21 protein-coding genes, 1 tRNA gene and 2 pseudogenes are annotated in these 21,649 nt (G+C 36.2%); 4 read left to right on the forward strand and 20 right to left on the reverse strand.

The annotated features are described in order from the left end of the window. Positions 1 to 206: 206 nt before the first annotated feature. The 8 genes and pseudogenes from RL70_RS08315 to RL70_RS08350 form a co-directional block, all read right to left on the reverse strand. Positions 207 to 512: a hypothetical protein gene (locus RL70_RS08315; RefSeq protein WP_039042951.1), complete on the reverse strand. Its 306-nt coding sequence runs from the start codon at positions 510 to 512 to the stop codon at positions 207 to 209. Between the two features lie 143 nt (positions 513 to 655). Next, positions 656 to 991, reverse strand: coding sequence for an ASCH domain-containing protein (locus RL70_RS08320; protein ID WP_231567256.1), 336 nt, complete (start codon positions 989 to 991; stop codon positions 656 to 658). Between the two features lie 112 nt (positions 992 to 1,103). Then, on the reverse strand, positions 1,104 to 1,910 hold the full coding sequence (locus RL70_RS08325; protein ID WP_039042953.1) for a cupin domain-containing protein: 807 nt from the start codon (positions 1,908 to 1,910) through the stop codon (positions 1,104 to 1,106). A gap of 150 nt (positions 1,911 to 2,060) precedes the next feature. After that, a pseudogene (locus RL70_RS08330) lies at positions 2,061 to 2,607 on the reverse strand (N-acetyltransferase family protein). A 107-nt stretch (positions 2,608 to 2,714) separates the two neighbouring features. After that, positions 2,715 to 3,446, reverse strand: coding sequence for a class I SAM-dependent methyltransferase (locus RL70_RS08335; protein WP_197054100.1), 732 nt, complete (start codon positions 3,444 to 3,446; stop codon positions 2,715 to 2,717). Between the two features lie 64 nt (positions 3,447 to 3,510). After that, a complete protein-coding gene (locus tag RL70_RS08340; protein ID WP_039042955.1) occupies positions 3,511 to 4,227 on the reverse strand; it encodes a hypothetical protein in 717 nt (238 codons plus the stop codon). Between the two features lie 131 nt (positions 4,228 to 4,358). Continuing rightward, complete coding sequence (locus RL70_RS08345) at positions 4,359 to 4,646, reverse strand: hypothetical protein (protein ID WP_039042956.1); 288 nt, start codon at positions 4,644 to 4,646, stop codon at positions 4,359 to 4,361. Positions 4,647 to 4,884: 238 nt separating this feature from the next. After that, positions 4,885 to 5,688 carry an RDD family protein gene (locus RL70_RS08350; protein WP_039042957.1) on the reverse strand — a complete coding sequence of 268 codons (804 nt, stop codon included), beginning with the start codon at positions 5,686 to 5,688 and terminating at the stop codon, positions 4,885 to 4,887. A 115-nt stretch (positions 5,689 to 5,803) separates the two neighbouring features. Here RL70_RS08350 and RL70_RS08355 point away from each other — a divergent pair, with 115 nt between their 5' ends. Continuing rightward, complete coding sequence (locus RL70_RS08355) at positions 5,804 to 6,784, forward strand: stage II sporulation protein M (RefSeq protein ID WP_039042958.1); 981 nt, start codon at positions 5,804 to 5,806, stop codon at positions 6,782 to 6,784. On the opposite strand, the gene RL70_RS08360 is transcribed toward RL70_RS08355, so the two are convergent. From RL70_RS08360 to RL70_RS08385, 6 genes are all read right to left on the reverse strand, one after another. Continuing rightward, on the reverse strand, positions 6,762 to 8,123 hold the full coding sequence (locus RL70_RS08360) for a DUF58 domain-containing protein (protein WP_039042959.1): 1,362 nt from the start codon (positions 8,121 to 8,123) through the stop codon (positions 6,762 to 6,764). The genes RL70_RS08355 and RL70_RS08360 overlap by 23 nt on opposite strands. Beyond that, on the reverse strand, positions 8,074 to 9,003 hold the full coding sequence (locus RL70_RS08365) for a MoxR family ATPase (protein WP_039042960.1): 930 nt from the start codon (positions 9,001 to 9,003) through the stop codon (positions 8,074 to 8,076). Before RL70_RS08365 ends, RL70_RS08360 begins: the two co-directional genes overlap by 50 nt. Then, a complete protein-coding gene (locus RL70_RS08370; protein WP_052245864.1) occupies positions 9,000 to 10,127 on the reverse strand; it encodes a DUF4350 domain-containing protein in 1,128 nt (375 codons plus the stop codon). Before RL70_RS08370 ends, RL70_RS08365 begins: the two co-directional genes overlap by 4 nt. A 32-nt stretch (positions 10,128 to 10,159) precedes the next feature. Continuing rightward, entirely contained in the window at positions 10,160 to 10,789 is a 630-nt protein-coding gene (locus RL70_RS08375) for a DUF4129 domain-containing protein (protein WP_039042961.1), read from the reverse strand. A 21-nt stretch (positions 10,790 to 10,810) separates the two neighbouring features. After that, positions 10,811 to 11,719 carry a hypothetical protein gene (locus RL70_RS08380; RefSeq protein WP_039042962.1) on the reverse strand — a complete coding sequence of 303 codons (909 nt, stop codon included), beginning with the start codon at positions 11,717 to 11,719 and terminating at the stop codon, positions 10,811 to 10,813. A 382-nt stretch (positions 11,720 to 12,101) separates the two neighbouring features. After that, positions 12,102 to 12,947, reverse strand: a complete 846-nt coding sequence (locus RL70_RS08385; protein ID WP_039042963.1) for a pyridoxamine kinase — start codon at positions 12,945 to 12,947, stop codon at positions 12,102 to 12,104. A gap of 204 nt (positions 12,948 to 13,151) precedes the next feature. Between RL70_RS08385 and RL70_RS08390 the strand changes: the two genes are divergently transcribed. Then, on the forward strand, positions 13,152 to 13,703 hold the full coding sequence (locus RL70_RS08390) for an ECF transporter S component (protein WP_039042964.1): 552 nt from the start codon (positions 13,152 to 13,154) through the stop codon (positions 13,701 to 13,703). A 1,531-nt stretch (positions 13,704 to 15,234) separates the two neighbouring features. Here RL70_RS08390 and RL70_RS08395 read toward each other — a convergent pair. Further along, entirely contained in the window at positions 15,235 to 15,888 is a 654-nt protein-coding gene (locus RL70_RS08395; protein ID WP_039042965.1) for a hypothetical protein, read from the reverse strand. Positions 15,889 to 16,103: 215 nt separating this feature from the next. Here RL70_RS08395 and RL70_RS08400 point away from each other — a divergent pair, with 215 nt between their 5' ends. After that, positions 16,104 to 16,802: a pseudouridine synthase gene (locus tag RL70_RS08400; RefSeq protein WP_039042966.1), complete on the forward strand. Its 699-nt coding sequence runs from the start codon at positions 16,104 to 16,106 to the stop codon at positions 16,800 to 16,802. Positions 16,803 to 17,120: 318 nt separating this feature from the next. Here RL70_RS08400 and RL70_RS08405 read toward each other — a convergent pair whose 3' ends face one another. From RL70_RS08405 to RL70_RS08415, 4 genes and pseudogenes are all read right to left on the reverse strand, one after another. Further along, the gene (locus tag RL70_RS08405; protein WP_052245865.1) at positions 17,121 to 17,882 is read right to left on the reverse strand and encodes a hypothetical protein; all 762 of its coding nucleotides are present in this window, start codon (positions 17,880 to 17,882) and stop codon (positions 17,121 to 17,123) included. Positions 17,883 to 18,373: 491 nt separating this feature from the next. Then, positions 18,374 to 19,900, reverse strand: coding sequence for an SIR2 family protein (locus RL70_RS08410; protein WP_039042967.1), 1,527 nt, complete (start codon positions 19,898 to 19,900; stop codon positions 18,374 to 18,376). Positions 19,901 to 20,079: 179 nt separating this feature from the next. Continuing rightward, positions 20,080 to 20,441 (reverse strand): annotated as a pseudogene (locus tag RL70_RS18395) (DNA/RNA helicase domain-containing protein). Between the two features lie 16 nt (positions 20,442 to 20,457). Next, positions 20,458 to 20,757, reverse strand: a complete 300-nt coding sequence (locus RL70_RS08415; protein WP_039042968.1) for a hypothetical protein — start codon at positions 20,755 to 20,757, stop codon at positions 20,458 to 20,460. A 261-nt stretch (positions 20,758 to 21,018) separates the two neighbouring features. On the opposite strand from RL70_RS08415, the gene RL70_RS08420 reads away from it, so the two are divergent. Next, positions 21,019 to 21,255: a hypothetical protein gene (locus RL70_RS08420; RefSeq protein WP_039042969.1), complete on the forward strand. Its 237-nt coding sequence runs from the start codon at positions 21,019 to 21,021 to the stop codon at positions 21,253 to 21,255. A 314-nt stretch (positions 21,256 to 21,569) separates the two neighbouring features. On the opposite strand, the gene RL70_RS08425 is transcribed toward RL70_RS08420, so the two are convergent. Next, positions 21,570 to 21,643, reverse strand: a tRNA-Arg gene (locus RL70_RS08425). Between the last annotated feature and the right edge of the window lie 6 nt (positions 21,644 to 21,649).

Raw genomic sequence — 21,649 nt, forward strand, 5'->3', positions numbered from 1 at the left:
TTTATTAGTTTTTTAAGTTTCACGTACTTTGTGCATGCGAGGTAAAGGAGGTGAATAGTTTAGGTTAACCTGAAAACATTGGACATGAACTGGGTTAAGTATCATTTAATTAATTTGATAGAGCTTCTATTCAACTAAACTGCTCCCTAAGAAAAAAGAGTTGCCTAAGCAACCCAATGAACTCCCACAAACGCCCCCGATTGTGATTAAGATTGGCGCTCCGCTTTAAGCATTATAACAGCACCAACAATTACGACAGCAAAGATAAATAGCATTAAAATTATACCGAAGATATCTGGCTTGAAAAGCAATGTTCCAAGAACAAAGGGAGCTGCAATCATTGTGAACATAGACAAAACTTTAATATATCGCAGAATTCGTGGAGAAAACTCATCTTCCTGATATTTACTTCTTCGGAGTGCAAGAACTTCTTCTGGAGAGTTATAAGCCCAAATCAAAAATGCATAAAGTGCAATCGCAAAAATAATGGTTAGAAATACTTCAGCTACCATTTCGGCACCCCCGAGTTGAATTGGAATTTCTTATATCTGTTATACGGATAACGAAACCAATTTGTTTCAGAATCTGGCCCGTTTGCGATATAGACGAGATCGCTTATAACGCAAACGCACCCTTTAGCTGAAAAACTTCTACTTTAGTATTCAATCATAATTGCTAATACTCCCCATTCCTTTTCTTGCTGAGGGGTGTATATTTCATACGTTCCATCTATCAATTCTTTCATTGTCCAGCCTTCACAATCTAAATCCTTAGAAGGAATATCATTGTACATTTCTTCAAAAGTATCGTAACTTCTAAGTTCAGTTATCTGTACTTCTAGAATTTCATCTTGTTGGGTAACTTTTATAAATTCTATTGAATCTCCAACTTTAATTTTTCTTCTTTTTTCATCGTTTAAACGGACTTCTACCCTTTTATTTCTTTCTCTAATAGCGTGAAAATATTCACCATACAATCCCATCTGATGCACCAATTAACAGCACCCCGTAAACTAAAAATTATTTTTTCTTCTTTAGTAATATGGCCCTTTAACGGCATAATCCTTATTCCAGAATTGCCCCCGATTCTTGAAATGTAAATGTTTACATGTTTTTGCTTTGCTGTAGAAGTTTTGATTCTCCTGTACGTTCCCATTCTTCTATTGTTTCATATGCTTTTTCAGGAGGATATCCTTTTCCAACAAGAACTCCCATTAAAATAAATTCTTGGAGGATGTGTGTCATATTAATTCCTCTTTTAACGTCTTCCAAGCCTTCTTTCACCAAGAATTCGGTATACCTTATCCATTCATCTGGAGTTCTTCCACAAACTACTGTATTTTCATTTCCGTTATTATAGCCTTCTTCTGTAGCGATTGCATCTGCTTTAGTCCGATGCACAGTACCAAATGGATGATTAGGAGGTCCGTAGATTGAATAAAGCTTTAACGGTACATTTCCTGTATTGGTTAGATTATGCCACGTACCCGCAGGAAGCATAATCGCAGAATCAGCACTTACATTTCTTACAAAGTCCAATTTTTCCTTGTTCTTGCCCATTTGAACAAATCCTTGACCTTCCTCAACACGCAGAAATTGATCTACGTTAGGATGCATCTCCAAACCTATATTATCTCCGACACCGATACTCATCAAGGTAACTTGCAAATGACTTCCCGTCCATATAGCTGTACGATATGTGTTATTTTGCTTGGTAGCTTGGTTAATATTCACAACAAAGGGTTCTAGCCCATGATCTTTTAATATAGGATTAGTGTAATTCGGAGTGTCTAAATACGTTTGAACTTGCCTTTCATAACCTGCCCAACTCGGCATATTCCAACAGTTACACATTGGTGCATTAGCATAATAAACATTTGGGTAAGGATACATATAATAAAGATTATTCATTGTAATATTCCTCCAGTAAAATATGATTATAAACTCATCATATGCCCCATGAAATCAGATGTTCATGACTACTACTAACACATTCCACTATAAAATGGCCCTATTCTTGAAGAAGCTACTACACTCACAATTCGAACTGTATACAGGACCTCATAAATTAAATCGTCCCATTACAACGGTGTTGTAGAAATCACCATCGGAAAGTACTTTGTCGTTTTTTAGAATGCCTTCGGTTTCAAAGCCAAATTTTTTGTATAGACTTATCGCTTTTTCATTTGTATCAAGAACATTTTAAGGTGATTTTTTTTATTCCATATGAATCTGCCCAAGCAATAGTCTCTTTTAAAAGATTTTTGCCAATGCTGTAGCCCCAATATTCTTTTAGGACACACACCCCAAACTCTACCTTGTGAGAGAGTCGTTTTAATGGGTTCCCTTCACATCTCGAAAATCCGACAATCCTGTCATGAACCACTGCAACTAAAAAAAGGTTTTTCTTATTTTCTGTATCTGCTTGGATTAATTGTTCGAAGCTTTGTACATCAATGAATGCCTCACCTTTTTCCCTGTCGAGGTTTTCAGTTTCACCATCAATCTGCAATCTGATTTCAGACAAATCCTTTGCATCTTTATTTCTTGCGGATCTAATTATATAGGTCGTCCCATTAACAATAAATTCTTGCTGGTTTATTTTAATCGAATATTCCCCCAACTTTTAGTCTCTTCTGACCTATTCAGCAAGTTTTTGGCCATATTTCGACATAGTCGTGTTACTGAAATGCCCTCATTACTTGAAGAAACCCCTTAACTTTTAATTTGCATTAAACTCGTCCATAAAAAGTCTTCGCCAAATAAATCATCTGATAGTGAAGGCTTTTTCATCTTTCTAAAATTCAAAATATCGAAGTCTTTATTAAATATCTCTTTTAATCGTTCTTCAGAATAACCTATACCCCCTTTTAAACTTTTTTCTTTGTAGACATCCCAATCAGGTATATCTAAAGCGCCATCTGTATTGAAGCAAACAATCCCAAAATATCCGCCTTTTTTAAGTGCTTTTTTTATTATCTCTAAATACGTTAAACGACGATGTGGCGCTAAATGATGGAACATTCCGCAGTCGTAAATAAAATCGTATGAATTCGGCTCAAATTCAAAATTAAATAAGGATACGCAATGAAAATCAAGATTTAGCCCCTCCTCATCCGCTCTCTCTTTCGCCCATTCAATCGCTTTGTTTGAAAGATCTATTGCACTTACACTACTCCCTTGCTTAGCCATATATATAGAATTTCTCCCAGGTCCAGCTCCTAACTCCAAAACCTTTTTAGGCGAAAGACCCTCACTAAAATATTCAACTAAATTCTCATCAGGTCCTTTTACTTTAAAGAATGGAATATTTTTTGTTCTATCTTCATAAAAGTCCTCCCAAAATTGTTTAGGTTCTCGAAGTTCATCATCTAACATTTCCAATAAGTCTTCGTAATTTAAAATACTTTCCCCCACAAAACACTCCTCCAATTTGACTGTATTCATTCCTTAATTTGGCCAAGATTGATGAATGGGTGCAAATTCTTGTAACAGAACAGCCCCCGATTGCTTAATGACATTCCACGCCAGAAATAGGCTTAAACTCAATTGATTTTGCTTGATACATTTTATCTTTAAATACATAGGTTATTTGAATATCTCCTAAATATCCTCCCACCGGAGAAATTTGACCGCCTATTTTTGCGATAAGTTGGTTCTCTTTTATTTCAAAGTCGATCAAATTACCAAAATATATATCACTAAATAAATGTTTTTGTTCAATACCAAAAGGTTTGATTTCAATTTCACATTTTTTATCGTTGATACTAACACTTGCTTTGTTATGTGTTAACTCGGTTTTTACGTTTTTTAATAATATCGCCTTTGGATTATCAACAAGCACCTCAACTGGTACCAAAGCCGACGTTTTACCGAGTGATTTCCGTTCTATATGGAAAACGTGTGCTTCACGCTCTAAAATCCCAGTACCTGTGCCTATAGTCAAAATTATAACCAATTCATTCTTTCCATCCCGATTGATATCCTTATAGATAATCTCGGGAGACCAAGCTGGGTTTGTAGTGTTCCACCAGTAAGGTTTTGAAAGGGTGGCACCCTGAAAGTTAATTTTAAAATCTGTATATAACCCATTTATCTTTTTCGCATCAATGGTAACAGCCCCGTTATTTGACTTAGCAATTTCGTCATATTCATTAATCATTGCGTTAGCCTTAGTTAAAACAGCAAAAAGAGAAATAGAAATGATTAAGATCAGAACCTTTTTCATAAGAGAACACCTCATTTTATTTTAGTGTTCTCAGTGGCTAACTCTTTATTCAACTATTCGCTATTCCGGTTCTATTACAGAAAAAGGGTGCAAATTCTTCTTCAAGAATCGCCCCCGTTAGTGAAAAGTAATTATAATTTCACTGTCCAAATTTTATAGATAATTTGACCGTTTATTTCTGTTTTTTCTGTACAGACATCAATTTGCATATTGTTATAAACAGCCCATTGAGGAAAAAGAGATGCTAAATACTTAATTACCTTTTCATCAGGTGTTGTATATCCTACATTATTTTTATTACTTAAATAGGCAACAAAATCGGGATATAATGCTTCTGTCCATTCTTTAACTTCAAACTCCGAATCAAAAATACGGTTATCCTCTTTATGGCTTCCATTTATCCATTTAACATTCTCCATGAATACACCTTATTTCCAAGTTTCTCAAAATCTATTATGCCAATCTGGCCAGTTTGTGGCATAAAGGCTTTATTACAAATTTGCCGAGATTATATAGCAAGTGTAGCTTTTACATTTCTAAAAAGTATATTTATTAACATTGATTATCCTGAAGGTATGAAGCGGTAAAGGTAGTGTCACTCACTGGTACACTCTATGTCACATGTGGTACATTTCATTGGCTACAATTTAATTGAAATCAAAGTTCATACGCCCATTCTTCCCGCAAAATCAAGTAAAGAACAAGTAGCGTATTTTCCAATTCTAAAATACTTTTCCCCGAGACTTCTAATCCGAATTTCGGAAGTAAGAGATTTGCTACTTTTTCCGTAAGTTCAGAGCGTTCGTTTTCGGACAATTGAGTGAGTCGATTGCTATACGTCTCAATAAGTTTCCAATCTTTTTGTCCAATTGACCTTAAAGCCCAATCTTCAATAACAAGATCCTCTTTTGCAAGTTGCTTCATAGCAATTTCTTTTTCAATAGGAGTTTGTTTGTTTTGTTTTTTTGTTTGTCGTTCATGTACAACAATCGTTCCTGCAACTAAATCTCCAATTCTTTTATGTTTCGAATGAAAGAAAATGAGCACAATTCCCAAAAAATATCCAGCAGGTAAAGAATCAATAACTCTAAGAAAATTGCGGATAAAGCTTGATAGTAGTGTTAAGCTATGCCCATTTTCTTGGATTGCTCGAATGCCGAGCATTCTTTTACCAATAGTTTTTCCTCCTGAAAAGTACTCCATAATTACAAAATACCCTGTGTTGACGATAAAAAGACCGAGAATTGCAAGACCCAATATAAGCGAGTCCATTCCCGCAAAGGCAAAAAAATCTATATCTCTCGTGTAAAAAATGGCCAAAACAATGAGAACTGAAATATTAACAACCGTTAAAATAAGTTGATCAATAATAAATGCCGCGCTTCTGCTACCGAGTCCTGCGAGCTGAAACTGAAGAGATACGAATTCTGGTGTTTTGATACCAATTCGTTCGTCATTCATAGTATTTCACCACTTTCAATATGTAGTTTCATCCATAAATTTCTAAGTATCTGCTATACTGTATATTCGGAACACACGTAAAATTGCACTCATACCACAAGAAGAAGGTGTAAAAATGAACATCAATCAATTTGTGAAATCGCATCGTGAAGATTGGAGTAAACTGGAAAAATTAGCGTCTGAATTGCATAAAGGTAAATCTAATTTAACAGGTGAAAGAATTGATCAGTTTTATGAATTCTATCAAAAGTCTGCTCAAAATCTTTCCTACGCTCAAACGTACTTTCCAAATGAAAAAGTAACGGTTTACTTAAATGAACTTGTATCAAAATCACATAATGTGTTATATAAAGATCAAATATCGAGTATAAAACAAGTTGGTAACTTTTTAAGCACAACATTTATTCGTTTGTTTTTAGAACAATGGAAGTTTATTTTTGTCGCATTTCTTTTGTTTACACTTGGTGCTTTAGGTAGCTTCTTTGCTGTTCTCAACGACCCTCAATCGATGTATGCTATACTGCCTGGAGAAGTGGCTCAAGGAGTAAATCCCGATCAGCTTGGTAGCGATGAAATGGAAGTAAATTCTTCCGTAATGTCTTCCACTATTATGACAAACAATATTCAAGTAGGGATACTCGCTTTTGCCGGAGGTATCACATTCGGGTTATTAACTGTATATGTCCTCATTTATAATGGTATTTTGGTTGGAGCCTTGGCTGCTTTATTCTTTCACTACGATAAATCGTATGAGTTTTGGGCATTTATCGTACCACATGGAATGATTGAGCTTACAGCCATATTTATAGCAGGTGGAGCAGGTCTATTAATGGGTTATAAGCTCTTTGTCCCAGGCAAGTTCTCAAGAGGCTACCAATTGAAAACTCAGGCAAAGCGATCTGTTCAGTTACTAATTGGTACGATTCCATTATTCATCATTGCCGGATTAATTGAAGGCTTCATCACTCCAGCATCAATACCATTAGGAGCAAAATATGCAGTTGCATTCATTACTGTGATTGGTTTACTTGTGTACGTGTTGATTGGAAAAGTTTTTCTAGACAGAAGAGAATCTAAATTAAGTTCCGATTCATAATATCAATATAATGGGAAACAGCTGCTACTGCTAAGTTTTCTTCACGGGCCTCAATCATTTGAAGGCCTTTTTTTTCCCATTTCAATTTCCTTTTTTTCTTAAGAAGCAGTTGTTGTTGAGCAATACTTTTTACCATTGCGGTTTGTACATCCACTGGTTCTTCATTGATGCGATTATAAAGGGCAGTGTCCTCAATGCCAATCATCAAAAACATATGGCGTCTTCTAAGTCTTTGCAAATAGGCAAGCGCACTTTCCTCATGAAGAAATGAGCGAACATCACTAAAGAGTAATAGTAGACTTCTTTTCTTTTGCATGGTTTCTAAATAAGTGAGAACAGCAGCATAATTCGACTCGGCAGCACCCACTTCAAGAGAGTAAATTGCGTGGAGAATTGTTTGCAAATGAGCTATTCCTTTTGCGGGTGGTACAAATACTTGTACTTCTTTTGAAAAGGCTAGAACAGAAACGTAATCCCCTTTTTGTAAAGCTGCCGCCGCAACAGTTAGAGAGGCTTCCATTACTTTTTCAAGGCGATTTCCATTCTTTAATTCCGCACCCATCATTCTTCCGCAATCGATTAAAATGGTTACATATTTTCCATGTTCAGGTTCATATTCATTGGTCATCACTTCTTGTAGTTTCGCAGTTTGCCGCCAGTTAATCATCCGTGGGTCATCGCCGACTCCGTAGTTTCGAATCTGGGCAAATTCTCCTATGCCGCGTTGTTGTTTACGGATCTTTGAACCCTCATATAACAGAAACCGTTGAGCATTGCCCAAATAGCTTTTCGTTTCAGTTAAGTCTGGAATAACTTTAACGGAATCCACCAACGAAACTGTTTTTTGCTTTGCCCAAAGACCTAACTTGCTTGTATAACGGCAGTGGAGTTGCTCTATTTCATAGTTTCCTCGTACAGAAGCGTTTGTTTCATAACGTACTTGTACTGCAGTCTCTTTTGCTATTTCTCCTTTAATTGGAAAAGAGCTTTTAAAAGATTGTGGAATTCCATCTACAAGAAGAAAATTGAAGGCATGCTCCGAAGTATTTTCCACTTCAATATCGACTGTATAGGAAAGGTTTCTTTCCAGTTCTTTCACAATTGTTCGTTTGAAATGAATTTGGTTTTTCTTTGGCGAATACAACAAGTCCAACAAACTTCCAAATAGAATAAGAAGATTCACGACAATGAGAAAGCCCCAATCCATTTCCAAGAGACTTCCGAGCGTGATTAAAGCAACAGATAGTACGAGAAAAATAATGAGTAATCGTTTCGTTGGTACGATTCCGCTACCTTGGAATAGGAATCGCCCCCACAAGTTCTTCGATGATTTGGTCAACAGCCGTTCCCTCCAATTCTACATGTGGAGATAATTGAATTCTATGTCTTAAAGATGGTTTGGAAACAATTTTAACGTCGTCAGGTGTTACGTAATCACGACCTTCTAAGTAAGCCCATGCTTGCGCAGCTTTACCAATTGAAATACCTGCACGAGTACTTGCTCCAAAACGAATGGATTCTGTTTCTCTCGTTTTTCGTACAATCTGCATAACATAATCGATCACACCATCACCGAGTGTTACTTGTTCAATTTCACGCTGGATTGTTAAAAACACTTCCATGTCGAGAATTGAAGAAATTGATTTTCCGTCAAAACTTTTTTCGATTATTTGTTTTAATATGTCTTTTTCCTCATTGAACGAAGGAAAGTCAATCAGAAGTTTAAACAAGAACCGATCTTGTTGTGCTTCTGGTAATGGGTAAGTACCTTCAAATTCAATTGGGTTTTGTGTGGCTACTACGAAAAAAACATCGGGTAACGGAAACGTTTTCCCTTGGATGGTAACTTGTTTTTCTTCCATTGCTTCTAGAAGTGCCGCTTGTGTTTTTGCGGGTGTACGGTTAATTTCATCAGCTAAAAGGACATTCGTGAAAATCGGTCCTTTTAACGTTTCAAAAGAACCTTCTTTCATGTTGTAAATCATGCTTCCTGTAATGTCACTTGGTAATAAGTCTGGGGTGAATTGTATTCGTCTAAAATCACCACCGAGTAAACTTGCCAATGTTTTAACCATTTGCGTTTTTCCAGTTCCCGGCACCCCTTCTAGTAATACATGCCCACCTGACAAAACAGCAGATAATAGAAGTCTAAGTGTAGTACTTTGGCCCAAGACTCGTTCTTCATATTTTTCCAATAAGGTTAATAAATGCATTCTCATCTCATCTCTACCTCTTTCCGAATGGTCTCTATCTTTTTCGACCAATATAAATAGTCTTGTTTGCTTACTTTTTCTTTACTTAGCATTGGAGTTAACCCCATGAGCATCTCTCGTATTTCATCTTTGTGCAGATGAGGGCATTTTTGCTTGAAGTGATCCGTCAGGTTTTCCCATTCCATTGTATACGGAATCCGCCAACGCTCTTGTAACAACGTTTTTACATAATCAGCTTGAATCACCAATGAGTCATGATAACGACGCCCCTTGAGGTACCAAGCAGCTAATGCTCGAAGACCTTCATCACTGAAACGAACTGTTTCTTCTCTAGGAATAAAAATCGGTCCGAATCGTTTTCCAAGAGCCCATAACCATAGGAGGGTAAACAATGTTCCTTGTACCAGTAAAAGTAAAAACCATCGAGGATAGATTGTGAAAAAAGTCGATGCACTATCGCTACTATGTATATACTCGTCAAACAAAATCGTTTTAGAATCCACTTCATTTACAAGTGATAGAATAAGGGCTAGGTGGTCATCTGTTAAAAGTTCACTATTCATCATCCAGCTTGGCGAATTTGCAACAATTAAATTTCCCTTACCGAAAGAACGCTGCAGTGCAATAGTTCCCAAGTCGTCTGAAAGTAAAACTTCATCATCCGTTTGTTCAAGAAGTCGAAAGGATTCAAGGAGTTCGGCTGAATAGGCATGGTCTGCTTTATCGACTATAAGACCTTCGTTTGTATCGACAGGCTCGGTTTCCAGTTCGAACATTCCTTTTGGGTTTTGTTTAAATAAAAGAATGGTATTTCCAGAATTCATGAATTCTTTGTATGCACCAAGTTCTTCAGTAGTTGGAATGAAGTAAGGCTCCAACATAATAAGTAACTGGTTTTCAGATGTTGTAGATAAATCACTTGGAGATTCTGTCCATCTTTTGACGCTTTCATTACTCTTCTCTAAGTACGTATAGAATGCTTTTACTCCTGTGGGAGAAGGAGAGTCAGAATCGAAAATTGGATACTCTTTTAGTTGGTCTTGCACTAGAAGGTATCGAGAGAAGAGCAGGACAATTAAAAAAAGTGACAGTCCGATCCAAGTTTTTGGGGTCAATCTTTTTTTCTGCAAACTAATTTCCCCTCCTTTCTCATAAACAATTTTTATTCAACGGATTCGCCTAAAGCCTCCATTACCTTTATCCGAAATTCTTGATATTCATCGATTTGAACTTCTCGTTCTCCATACGTAACTTCATCAAAGAATCGAGCGATATGATAGAATTGATTGGCAGATTGCCGATTTACTTTTTTGAGCTCTTCATAATACTCCCAGTTGGTCTTCCAAATGCGTGCTTCCACCCATTGTTTTCCATGAAAATAAAGAAGGATTGCTAAAAACATATGGCGAGTTGCAGGCGTTAGCCTATTCAGCTCTTCTTGTTTATTAGCTTCAGATAAATGCATCTGAAAAGACCAATCGATCTCCTTCATAGATTGTAAAGGTTTTTTAGAGTGATGTATTTGTCTGCGCTTTCGTTTACGAACAAAATAAACCAAGGCAATGGCAATGAGAATAAGCATGACGGTAATAACAATCGCCAAAATGGGTCCAGCAAGCATGCTCGTCTTCTCCATAGACGGAAAAAGACGCTCCAAAAATTCAACAAACCAAGCTTTAATCTTCTCCCATAAAGCCGTGAAGAAATTCGTTTCTTGGTCTGTATAAACTGTATACTCTTTCTTACTTAAAATGTTTTCCAGTTCGTCTTTTACGTTCTGTACATTAGCCATAGAAGATCATCCTTATAGAGTTCATGATTGAACCACTGCATACTCATCAATCAGTTCTTTTAAATCCTCTGCATCATGTCTTACTTTTAAATCGAAGTACATCACTGCAAAACCAACAGCAAATATTAATGTTGTGACAATATTTACGAGCGATAGAATCATAGAAAGCAAAACACTATTGCCTAAGAACAACCCAAATGTAAGTTCAAAAGCACTGCTGACAATTGAGATGAGTAGAAAGAAGATTATGTACAGTCCTACTAACTTCCACCCCTGCGTGCGGGTCAGTCTCCAACTTCTTGTAAATCCTGGAGTCCCTTCTCCAAGTACTGCAGATCCAAAATAAAAGCTCCAACGGGTAAGTAAATATCCAATCGCGATAGCAAAAGCTAAGAATAGTAGTACTCCTACAATAATACCAACTATAGGAAGCGTTGCTATACCAAGTACGAAAACTAATGCGATAAACATGATAGGCAATAGTATTAATCCCGTAACCATGAGTGTAAATAAAAGCGTACTCCCAATAATTGCACCGTATCTAGCAAAGGCTTTCTTAACGACCGAGCCAATTGTATATGCTTCATTTTTTCGTATATGATCGACAACCAATAAAGTTGCTGCAGTAGCAACAGGAAATATGAACAAGCTAACCATGCCTAGTAGTATCACGCCTATGTCGGCACCTAGACTGGTTGTTTCCTCCATTTCTAAAGTCGCGGCAATATTTTCATACCAAGTCCCGCCTACAGAAACCTCTCTGAAAAAATTGACGCCAGACACGAGTTTTATCAATGCTTCAATTAGATAGACGGGTCCCATAAATAGCAGAGAAATAAAGAAAAAGATTTTAAAATTATTTTTACTTAAGCTAAAGGTCAAATCAAGTATTTCCCCAAATCTCTTTGGTCTGTTGAGTCGCTCATTCATACCATTCATCTCCTAATTAGTAATCATATAAGTCATTCTAACACTATTCAAATAATTGGTGTACACCTGAAAGAAAAAAGCGAAGTCCACTTCCCATCTAAAGGCTAGGAAGTCGGCTTCGCTTTGTATTTTTTCAGCTTCTTTTTAAAGTTATAATGATAGATAAACTTATAGGTATGTTAGTCAGCTTTTTCAAATGGCTACCAAACAATGTTAGGTGACTGTGTAAGAATTTTTCATATTTGTTTAAACATTAATGAATGTTTCGCGCACAGGCACCTACTTTTATAGGCATCATCCTGATTAGCGGGCAGGACATATACGTATTTAGATGCATGGCATTCTATTGTTTTTCACACATGCATCATTACAAGAAGAAAAGTTAAAGCAGCATCCGCAAATGAGATTCAAAGTTTACACCGGCAACTGTTGGAATATGCTCTTCTGAGGTCGACTGGATTGCGGCAGATAAAAACTTTTCTGCGAGCTGCATGCTCTCTACCAGATTTTGACCGCGCATCATACCGCCCATCAGGACTGAGGCAATTAAATCACCCGTTCCGGAATAACTCTTACCGTTATATTCTTGAAGACTGTGATACGAGCTGGAGTCATCCATATACATATTGCCGACAAATCTTGTTTCTGAAAGGGCCGGCGGATTCAAACCGGTAATGATAATCTTGGCGTTCGTTTCTGACTGCAGCTGCCGGCCAGCCTCCTCAATGGCGGCAACATAATCCTCACTCGTCTGGTACATTTGCAGTTTGTCATACGAAAGACCTGTTAGTAAACAGCATTCTGTCACGTTTGGTGTAATGACATCTGCACGCTTCACCAGCTCCTTCATATAGCCAATTAACTCCCTAGTAAACACATCATATAGCTGTCCCCTGTCGCCCATGACCGGGTCCACGAGAAGCATTGTCTCTTCCTTGTAGAACGTACGTAAAAAAGAAAAGATATTTTCAATTTGCTCTTTTCCTGTCACGAAACCTGTATGTATACCATCAAATTCAACGCCCATCTTGCTCCACTCGTCTGTAAAATGAGTCATCCTCGACGTTAAGTCTTCACAAAAATAGCTCGGGTATTCTGTCTGAGACGTCAAAATAGCAGTTGGCAGAGGGACTGCCTGCACCCCCATGACAGATAATACTGGAATGGCTGCTGTGAGCGAGCATTTTCCAAATGAAGACATATCTTGGATGATCGCAACTTTTTTCAATAGAACTCCCCCTCTCACTCTTCAGTACTTGCACTTCTTCCATCGTACCATAAGTAAGGGTAAGCAAGAATATATAGAATCTCCATTTCTTCCTCTCATAACTGACCTCTAACAATTTAATAAAACTGGCACTGTTTCAATGGTCAGCCATTCTGTAAACTAAAAAGTATCAACATTCTATAAAGCAAGGAGATGAATGTCCGTATGCAAACGGTACAACACCAAACATCGACTCAGTTACGTACAAAAACAATGGATCTAGTGTTGACAGCCATTCTGTCGACCATCGTATTAGTGTCCACTGTCTTCATTAACATCAAGCTTCCGATTGGACAAGGGGGCCTCATCCATTTAGGCACAGGCGCACTGTTCATCGCCGCGATTCTTTTCGGCCCGAAAAAGGGAGCGCTGGCCGGAGCGATCGGCATGGGTTTGTTCGATATCTTCGGCGGCTGGATCATCTGGGCGCCCACGACTATCATCGCGAGGGCTCTGCAAGGCTATATCGTGGGGAAAATTGCATGGTCGAATGGCCACCGGGGAGATAATAGTAAACTCAACATCCTGGCAGGCGTCGCCTCCACACCGGTCATGCTCGCAGTGTACTACATCGGGCAAGCCATCATGTATAACAACTGGGCGGCACCACTGGCATCTGTACCAGGGGACCTCATTCAAAGCGCAGTCGGTCTGCTAATTGCCATCCCTCTGTGTATCACTTTGAAGAAAACACCATTCTTTCGGAATAGATTTTAATGCAACAAGCATCGAAGTGAACCACATTATAATTACCGGGATGCCGTTCGTTCTTGTCATCTTCTTTCGTAATGGATTAAGCGTACATTAACTCTTGTCTCATTTTCAGCCATCCCGTCTAATTATTGTAGTTTTTTATCATATAAAAGTAATAAAAAAGGAGTAGATAAATGTACTTACTCCTTCCTGCTGACTTTCACTACTTCACTAACTTATCCTCTTTTCTTGCTCATGCAATCGCCGTTGAAGTAAGAGAGCCCAACTAGCGAAGATTACAAAAGCTGTTGCAGCACCAGCAATGACTATTTTCAAACCATTTCCTATGGGCACGTTGAATAACAAGTATTAGGTGTCTGTGCAAGAACTTTCATGTTTGTTTCGCACACTGGCACCTACTTTTAGCACAACTGATTAGAGCATGTTCTACTTAGATATCTGTCGAGGATTCGAATTCCTCTCGGGACGTATCAAGGTTCAGCTGGAACAAGTTCATAGCTTACAATATAGTGCTAGGTGCATGTGTAAAAAACCTTCATGTTTGTTTAAACATTCATGATTGTTCAGCGCACAGGCATCTACTTTTTTTCTTCGCTTTCATAGTTAGATCGTAATCCTCGTCACATGTATGCTTTAACTCAATATTTCTAATTAACATCGTAATTGCATCTGCCATCGGATCCAGCGTTGTCCCTTTTTTCGAATCAATAGCTAATCAAAATTAAATTCTCACGTTTTTAAATCACCTGTAGTAAAACAAAGTTGAATCGTAATGCAAACCCTTTCTTTATATTAATTGTATCTTGTTTGGCTTCTGACAAATTTTTGTGTAATCATTGAAGTTGTTGACTATCAATAATCAAATCTGCAGGACCATGCTTCTTTAAGCAAATAGAAAAAGAAGGACGCAACTATGTCTAGCGTGTCCTTCTTTTTTTGTTTGTATAGGTTTTAAATTTGTACCTTGCTAGTTATCCAACATCGATTAAGCTCATACACCATGCGAGACAATCAATTAAACTAACGTAAGAAATAGCAAGAGAAATTCTTAACGATTACTGTGAGATAATTGGCATAAAGGACCAGGAAGAGTTAATTGTAAATCATTAAAATTAGCGAAGGTAGGGACATCAGTGGTTGTTTCCTAAAAGATTGCTCAAAAAGATGTTGGAATCCTTATATCCTCCCGTATGAAAACAACATTAATCAATCGAGCAAAAACTAGAACGTGTAGAACCTAGCGAAAGCTAGAAAAATGTATTCATGATAGCGGCATTTACTTAAATATCTGTTCCTCTATTTTTTTAATCCTTTCTTTCAATCTAACATTCTCTCTTTTCACTTCAGATGAATAGAAAAAAGCTGCTCCAGAAAATAAAAAAGTTACAGAAACCCACATTATACTCATTTAAAATCCCTATATATAGTGTTAGTTGCCTGTGCAAGAAACTTTCATGTTTGTTTAAACATTCATGATTGCTGCGCACAGGCACCTACTTTTAATGAAAATGTGTCTCGTAACAATACCCCTCAGTTATTCTGCATCTTTTTTGTAATATACACCCAGCATTTGTCTCATCTGATGGCTACCTTGCATGCGGTCCAACTCTGGATGCTTAAAGGTGTCCACTAATATTTTTTGTTTAAAGTATCTTCGTTCGTCAGAATAAAGAGAATTTACATATACCTCTGCCTCTGAAAACTCTCCCGTTAAATATAGGACCGGTATTTTAATCTCGTCATGTGGTGCTAAATAATCAAGTGTATAAGTACGTTCAAATCTATCAAAAGGGACAAATTCATATGATTCCACATCTATCTCATCAATTTCTCCATATTTTATTTTGGCTTTCTTTATTACAACTTCATAGTTCAAAACAATTTTAGTAGCAGGTAAATCACTGCTATTTGCTAGTGATAATTCCCACAATTTGAATTTCTCCATCCTTATCATTGGGAATCCCTCTTCTTTAAAATTAATTTCTAGGATCTCTTCATTTACTAATTTACTAAATTCACTTCCAACATCATATTGAAGAGGTGTGACATATAATTTAGGGTTAATATCTTTGCGAGTTAGTTTATATACCAATACCACAAACCATATATTCACAATTGCAACAACCACTTGTAGTATATCTGTGAAATTAAGATCACTTTCCCAACTGAAAATCGACTTCATTAACATACAAACCTTCCCCTTTTACTCTTTAGTCTTATATAATACCATTTTTCAAATCGAACAATCATATATAGTATTAGGTGCCTGTGCAAGAAACTTTCATGTATGTTTAAACATTCATGATTGTTCCGCGCACAGGCAACTACTTTCAACTTGTGAATTCAGCAAACATACATACGTGGTATCATGAAGTAAGAAGCAGTTGATAAGGAGCGAAAAATGTGAGGTTGAATCAATATATTAGTTCTTCTGGATTCTGTTCCAGAAGACAAGCTGAGCGATTTATTACTGCTGAGAAAGTTTTAGTGAATGGCGAGATTGCACGTCATGTATGTTTTATTGGAGAGAACGATGTAGTCGAAGTAAACAATCACAGAATTAAACACACACCCGAAAAAATCTATTTGAAGCTTAACAAACCAAGCGGGATTACTTGTACAGCCTCATCTACTATTGAAAATAATATTATTGACTATATAGCCTACTCTGAACGTATTTTCCCGGTCGGACGTCTAGACAAAGAAACTGAAGGTCTTATTCTATTAACAAATGACGGAAGCGTTGTAAATAAGTTAATGAAAGAAGAAAACAATGAGGAAAAAGAGTATCTAGTAACCGTTGACAAAAGGATTACAGAGTCTTTTCTAGTCGGTCTATCAAACGGTGTGGATATTTACAATCCCAGAAGAAAAGGCATTTCCAGAACCAATGCTTGCTCTGTACTTCAGCATGATGATTATACGTTCCGGATAACACTCTCCCAAGGATTAAATCGACAAATCCGTAGAATGTGCAGACATTTTCAATATACTGTCAGACACTTAAAGAGAGTTCGTATTAAGCATATTCAGCTCGGATCACTAGAGATCGGCCAATGGAGCTGCTTGACTGAAGAAGAAATAGCAGATTTACATAGGTAGCCATTGCATTTCACCTCACTACAGCTTTCAATTTATACTCATTTCCCAAGTGTTGTGTTGTCTACTTTGACATGATAGACGGCTCATAGTCCGTTCAGATACATTTACTGTGACCTAAGTGTTCCTACTCACGTAAATACTTCAGTGAAGGAATAACCATAGGGATTGTGTAATACTACTTTCATCTGTTTCAATGCAGTGTAGTATTAGATGCCTGTGCAAAAAACTTTCATGTTTGTTTAAACATTCAAGATTGTTCCGTGCACTGGCATCTACTTTTCATAAATGGTGATACCTATTCTTAAATAACCTTAATCTCTATCGCTTGTATTTTAATTGTAAATCTCCAAATAATATTTTATTTATAAATGACAATTTCGTTCTTGCATCACCGAACTCTTCATCTGATAAATCAGTTAATATAACATAAACATCTATTCCTTCAAAAAAATTTAAAGCAAGCGTTTGAGTCATAAAACCATCAATTGGACTAAATTGATAAGAAAAAACTTCTTTATTTTCGCCTTTCACTTCAGTTTTCCAATTCTTCCTTTCATTTTCTAAAATTTCGGATGATCTAATGTTAAATTCTGTTCCATCTGGATCATCCAGATGATTAAATAATTTCGAAACAATTGTTAACTTCCCTTTAAACGATTTACTATTCTCATGAAAATACAGTCCTCTTGCTATAGATTCGAATGAGTGATTTAATTTGTAAGTATCTACATTAACCCATAGTACAGGCAATTCTTTATCTTTAATTTTAATAACTTCGCTTTTTTCAATATCTAATAATTTGCTATTCCGTTTTATACTTCTTTCAATTTTAGTAAGTGTTTGTACATAAGCTAAACCATTATTTCCAACTTTACCTGAAAGTGTTACCATTAAATATTCATCTAAATTTGATTTTTGCATATTATGTTCATCACATGACGGCACAGTAATTAATCGTTCTCTAAAGGTTTTTTTAAACACTGGTTTTACATCTTTATCCTCTGGGAACAAACATCTCGGTGGAACATGCTCCAATGAAGTTGCTTCTTTTTCACACCAATAGCATGTTTTTTCTAGCATTAACTCACCTTCTATTCTCTTATAATAATTTTCCTGCCTACTTATCTCTAATAATCAAAAGACATTTCCAATAATAACAATACTCTGAATACACAGTTTAATTATTAGATATATCACACAAAGCCAACTTCAAATTCAAATTCAATTAATATTATCATTAATTAGTATTAGGTGCCTGCGCAAGAAACTTTCATGTTTGTTTAACCATTCATGATTGATCCGCGCACAGGCACTTACTTTTTATTCGAAATTGTTTTGGAGTTGTGTCTTACACAGGCTACGATTTAAATCTCTAACTTAGTAATCCGTAAATCCAACTAGACAAATAGGCAGGGCAACGCTATTTATATAAACAACAAAAATGCTTCCTAGCTTTACAATACACCGGGAGGCTTCTATCTAGGTCAGACCACTCAACTATTAGTCTGGCCTCTGAATTGTTCGGTGCACCCATTTTTCCAGACAATAAGATGGATTTAATATTATGATTTCTAAATTGATGCCTTTTCCAATAATAAACTTTCTTCATTTGAGTATTTTTTATAATCATAGACACACAATAATCTTCTATATTCTGTAGTTTTTTTATCACCAAATTTTTTTAGATAATCTTCCGTTTCTTCTAACGTAAAATTCCCGTTCAAAACCCCATGTAAAATTAAATTTTCCTTTCTATATTGAGCGATCCCATCATTTTCGTCAATACTTTGTATACTTGTGTAATATTCGTCTATTTCAAGAGTTTTTTTCAACAAATTTTCGATTTTATTAAGCTGTATTTGTTTTATTTTATCGAAACTTTCAATATTTTCTTGAATGGATTTAAAACCAAAAATAGGGAAGTATTGACTATTTTGTACAGTTAATTTATCTATTAACTTCAACAACTGATGATTCGCTTCTTCAATTATATCAAAGTAATTTTCCATCATCTCAGAAATAGTGTGGAATTCATATTTTATAGTCTTGAGAGAACCTATAGCTAATACTTTTTGTCCATTTGATAAACTATCAATATCTTCCGTAATACTTACTTTAATATCTCCTCCCGCATAAATTTCTTTTACTATTGATTGGACTTTTCGAATATCCATAGCAGATACTGGTAAAACTAAATCTGATAGACTTTTATATATTTCAATAAAATTATCTGTTTTAATTTTATTTATACGAATAGTAGAAAAGCCTTTCATATCAATATCATGCTGAGTTATCTCAAGGTTATCAAAGCCTTCTTCATATTCAACTAATAAAAAATTTTTCCTTATTTCTTCAGCTTCAGTAGTGTTAGGGTTTACATAGGTAAATATAGTTTTAAGGATATCTTTTATATTTTCGTCACCAATGTTATATCCTAAAAATATAATAGGATGATGGATAAAAAGAGAAAGTAATTGGGCTCTAATTAATTCATATCTCTCATTAAACTCTTGATAATCTTCTGAAGTAATTATTATTTTATTAGGTTCTTCAAGACTGCCATGAATTTTATAAATTGATCCATAGGGATTGCTCAATAAAATTTCATTTCCTATTAATGTTTTAAAATCAAAAATATCTTCAATGAATGTATCGTAATTCGTAGTAATTACTGATCCGATATTTTTTCTAATTTTCTTTAACTCTGCTATTTCTTCTTGCTTTTCTTCTTTTAACTCATACCTCATTAATAGACTTGCTATATATAATTTAAACCTACTAACATTTATACCCCTATCCATTTTTTCATAAAAAACATCATTTATTTGTTTAAACTTACCATGTCGATCATTTTTTATAATTTCATTAAAGCCAGTTTCAAGATCAGTTGCAATTTTAGGATAATCAAATCCTTTTTCATCTTCATATTTTGATTTAATATCGTAGTAATATTCATTGGCACCTGTCAGTTCTAATGAAATATATTTCAATAATGCATCCCACGTATAAGAATTTTTTAAATATCTTAAACTCATTCCAGTACCTACGAAAAGCACGGGGTGATTTTTAAAACCAGTTATGAAATCCCGAATGTTCATGACTCAACCTCCAAAGAAACACATTTTCATATTTTAATCTACGGTGCGCCACACAACTCAAACACTATTCAGAATCAATTTAGTAATTCTAGTTTATCAATACTCTTCACCCTCATCTACCAAATTCAAATTCTCCTCACTCTTTCGCTGATGCCCTGTCACCATCTCCAACATCTCTTTCAAATACCCTTGCAGCTCAGGATCCGTGCAATACACAAAGCATCCCTTCTGCCCCTAGTCATGAGTGTCCGATACATATTCCGGATAATTGGATCCGCCAGTGCTTGTGCTTTTTCTGGATCTTCCCTTTCTATCTTTTTTATACCTTTTAGCGATTTGTCTGTTTTGCGCGTTTTGGAAAGTCGGTATCAAGCTGACCGTTCTTTATTCTTAGATCATCACCAATAATGACTCCTACATTATCGAATTCGAGCCCTTGTGCTGTACGAATACATCCAGCTTCACGCACCGAGGTGTCTTCAATGGCCCATGTGTCCTCGATGATCCAGCTGATGCCAAAGTCGAGTTCTGGCAGAGTAATGTCAAAGTGTTCGACGTCAAGTCGGTTCGGTTTCGGCCATTCCTAGTAATAGCCCACCATCATCTCCTGCAATTAAGAAATTTACCCGTTTGGATGTATTCTGGATATTGAATTCGATCGCTACCGCTGCATATCTCGGTATGTCCTCGTCTCCCATGACATTGGCCATCTTTTGAAGCGAGTTTTCCCAAGAATGGATTTCAGATTTACTCGTCTTTCCGATTTTCTTTTGATAGGAATTGTACAAACGATCCACAAGGAGCTCATTGACCACACCCCCGACAAATTGTTCTTTAGTTGACTCATAAATAATCACGTAATTACCAGCTTACTGAAGAATTCTAACTCTATCCACATCTTACCAGTATTCCTGTATTGCCACAATACTTGTTAAATCGACAAATAGGGCTTGTTCTCCTCGGTCCTGTTTACTCTCAGTAATCACTGCCTGTGAACCGAACAACTCGAACTTTGTCCAGAATAGTTCTGGAATTGTATCTTGCACAGGCAGGCATTATTCAGGAACCTAGATATGAAACAAACATGAATGTTAAAAAGATAGATAGGAGTAATTCAGATGGAAAACGAAAAATTAGTTGAATTGAATACAAAATTGGTGCAATTAAAGCAAGAATTAGCAGATAACAAGAATTTATCAATGGAGGATGAACGCTATATATCGTATAAAATTGAACAGTTCGAAGAAGTAGATATTCATCTTTATGATGGGACAGGTGCAAAAAGCGAAACAAAGCCTCCAAAACAAAAAGTTGCAGATTTTGAAAGGGCCATATACGATTTTAAAAATGAATAGTAACAAACGGCATCCTTCAAAGTGTTTCCATATGTTTTAACAATCAAGAAATTTGATTCGCAGGACTCCTCATTAATCTAGTAGATAATTATCTCATTAAAATAAGTATGTCATCATGTAATAGGATGACTAGATGACAGCATGAACTCGATTTTATTGGCATAAAAACATCAAGGCAGTGCACGACTTAACTCAGAAACGATTTATAATCTTTTTTATCTTGTACTATTCACAGGCAACGCTTTTAGAACGCAAAGAAAACACCGAATCTGTTATCCATCAACAGATCCGGTGTTTTCACTTTATTTCCATTACGTCCCAGGAGGGATTCGAACCCCCGACCGATGCCTTAGAAGGGCATTGCTCTATCCAGCTGAGCTACTGAGACAACTGC

The organism is Sporosarcina sp. ZBG7A (genome assembly GCF_000813425.1).
Classification (GTDB): Bacteria; Bacillota; Bacilli; order Bacillales_A; family Planococcaceae; genus Sporosarcina.

Bases quoted from the DNA above. Each gene is read 5' to 3' on its own strand.
- RL70_RS08315 (WP_039042951.1), bottom strand. From the start codon at position 512: ATGGTAGCTGAAGTATTTCTAACCATTATTTTTGCGATTGCACTTTAT.
- RL70_RS08325 (WP_039042953.1), bottom strand. From the start codon at position 1,910: ATGAATAATCTTTATTATATGTATCCTTACCCAAATGTTTATTATGCT.
- RL70_RS08335 (WP_197054100.1), bottom strand. From the start codon at position 3,446: ATGAATACAGTCAAATTGGAGGAGTGTTTTGTGGGGGAAAGTATTTTA.
- RL70_RS08340 (WP_039042955.1), bottom strand. From the start codon at position 4,227: ATGAAAAAGGTTCTGATCTTAATCATTTCTATTTCTCTTTTTGCTGTT.
- RL70_RS08345 (WP_039042956.1), bottom strand. From the start codon at position 4,646: ATGGAGAATGTTAAATGGATAAATGGAAGCCATAAAGAGGATAACCGT.
- RL70_RS08350 (WP_039042957.1), bottom strand. From the start codon at position 5,688: ATGAATGACGAACGAATTGGTATCAAAACACCAGAATTCGTATCTCTT.
- RL70_RS08355 (WP_039042958.1), top strand. From the start codon at position 5,804: ATGAACATCAATCAATTTGTGAAATCGCATCGTGAAGATTGGAGTAAA.
- RL70_RS08365 (WP_039042960.1), bottom strand. From the start codon at position 9,003: ATGAGAATGCATTTATTAACCTTATTGGAAAAATATGAAGAACGAGTC.
- RL70_RS08375 (WP_039042961.1), bottom strand. From the start codon at position 10,789: ATGGCTAATGTACAGAACGTAAAAGACGAACTGGAAAACATTTTAAGT.
- RL70_RS08380 (WP_039042962.1), bottom strand. From the start codon at position 11,719: ATGAATGAGCGACTCAACAGACCAAAGAGATTTGGGGAAATACTTGAT.
- RL70_RS08390 (WP_039042964.1), top strand. From the start codon at position 13,152: ATGCAAACGGTACAACACCAAACATCGACTCAGTTACGTACAAAAACA.
- RL70_RS08395 (WP_039042965.1), bottom strand. From the start codon at position 15,888: ATGTTAATGAAGTCGATTTTCAGTTGGGAAAGTGATCTTAATTTCACA.
- RL70_RS08405 (WP_052245865.1), bottom strand. From the start codon at position 17,882: ATGCTAGAAAAAACATGCTATTGGTGTGAAAAAGAAGCAACTTCATTG.
- RL70_RS08410 (WP_039042967.1), bottom strand. From the start codon at position 19,900: ATGAACATTCGGGATTTCATAACTGGTTTTAAAAATCACCCCGTGCTT.
- RL70_RS08420 (WP_039042969.1), top strand. From the start codon at position 21,019: ATGGAAAACGAAAAATTAGTTGAATTGAATACAAAATTGGTGCAATTA.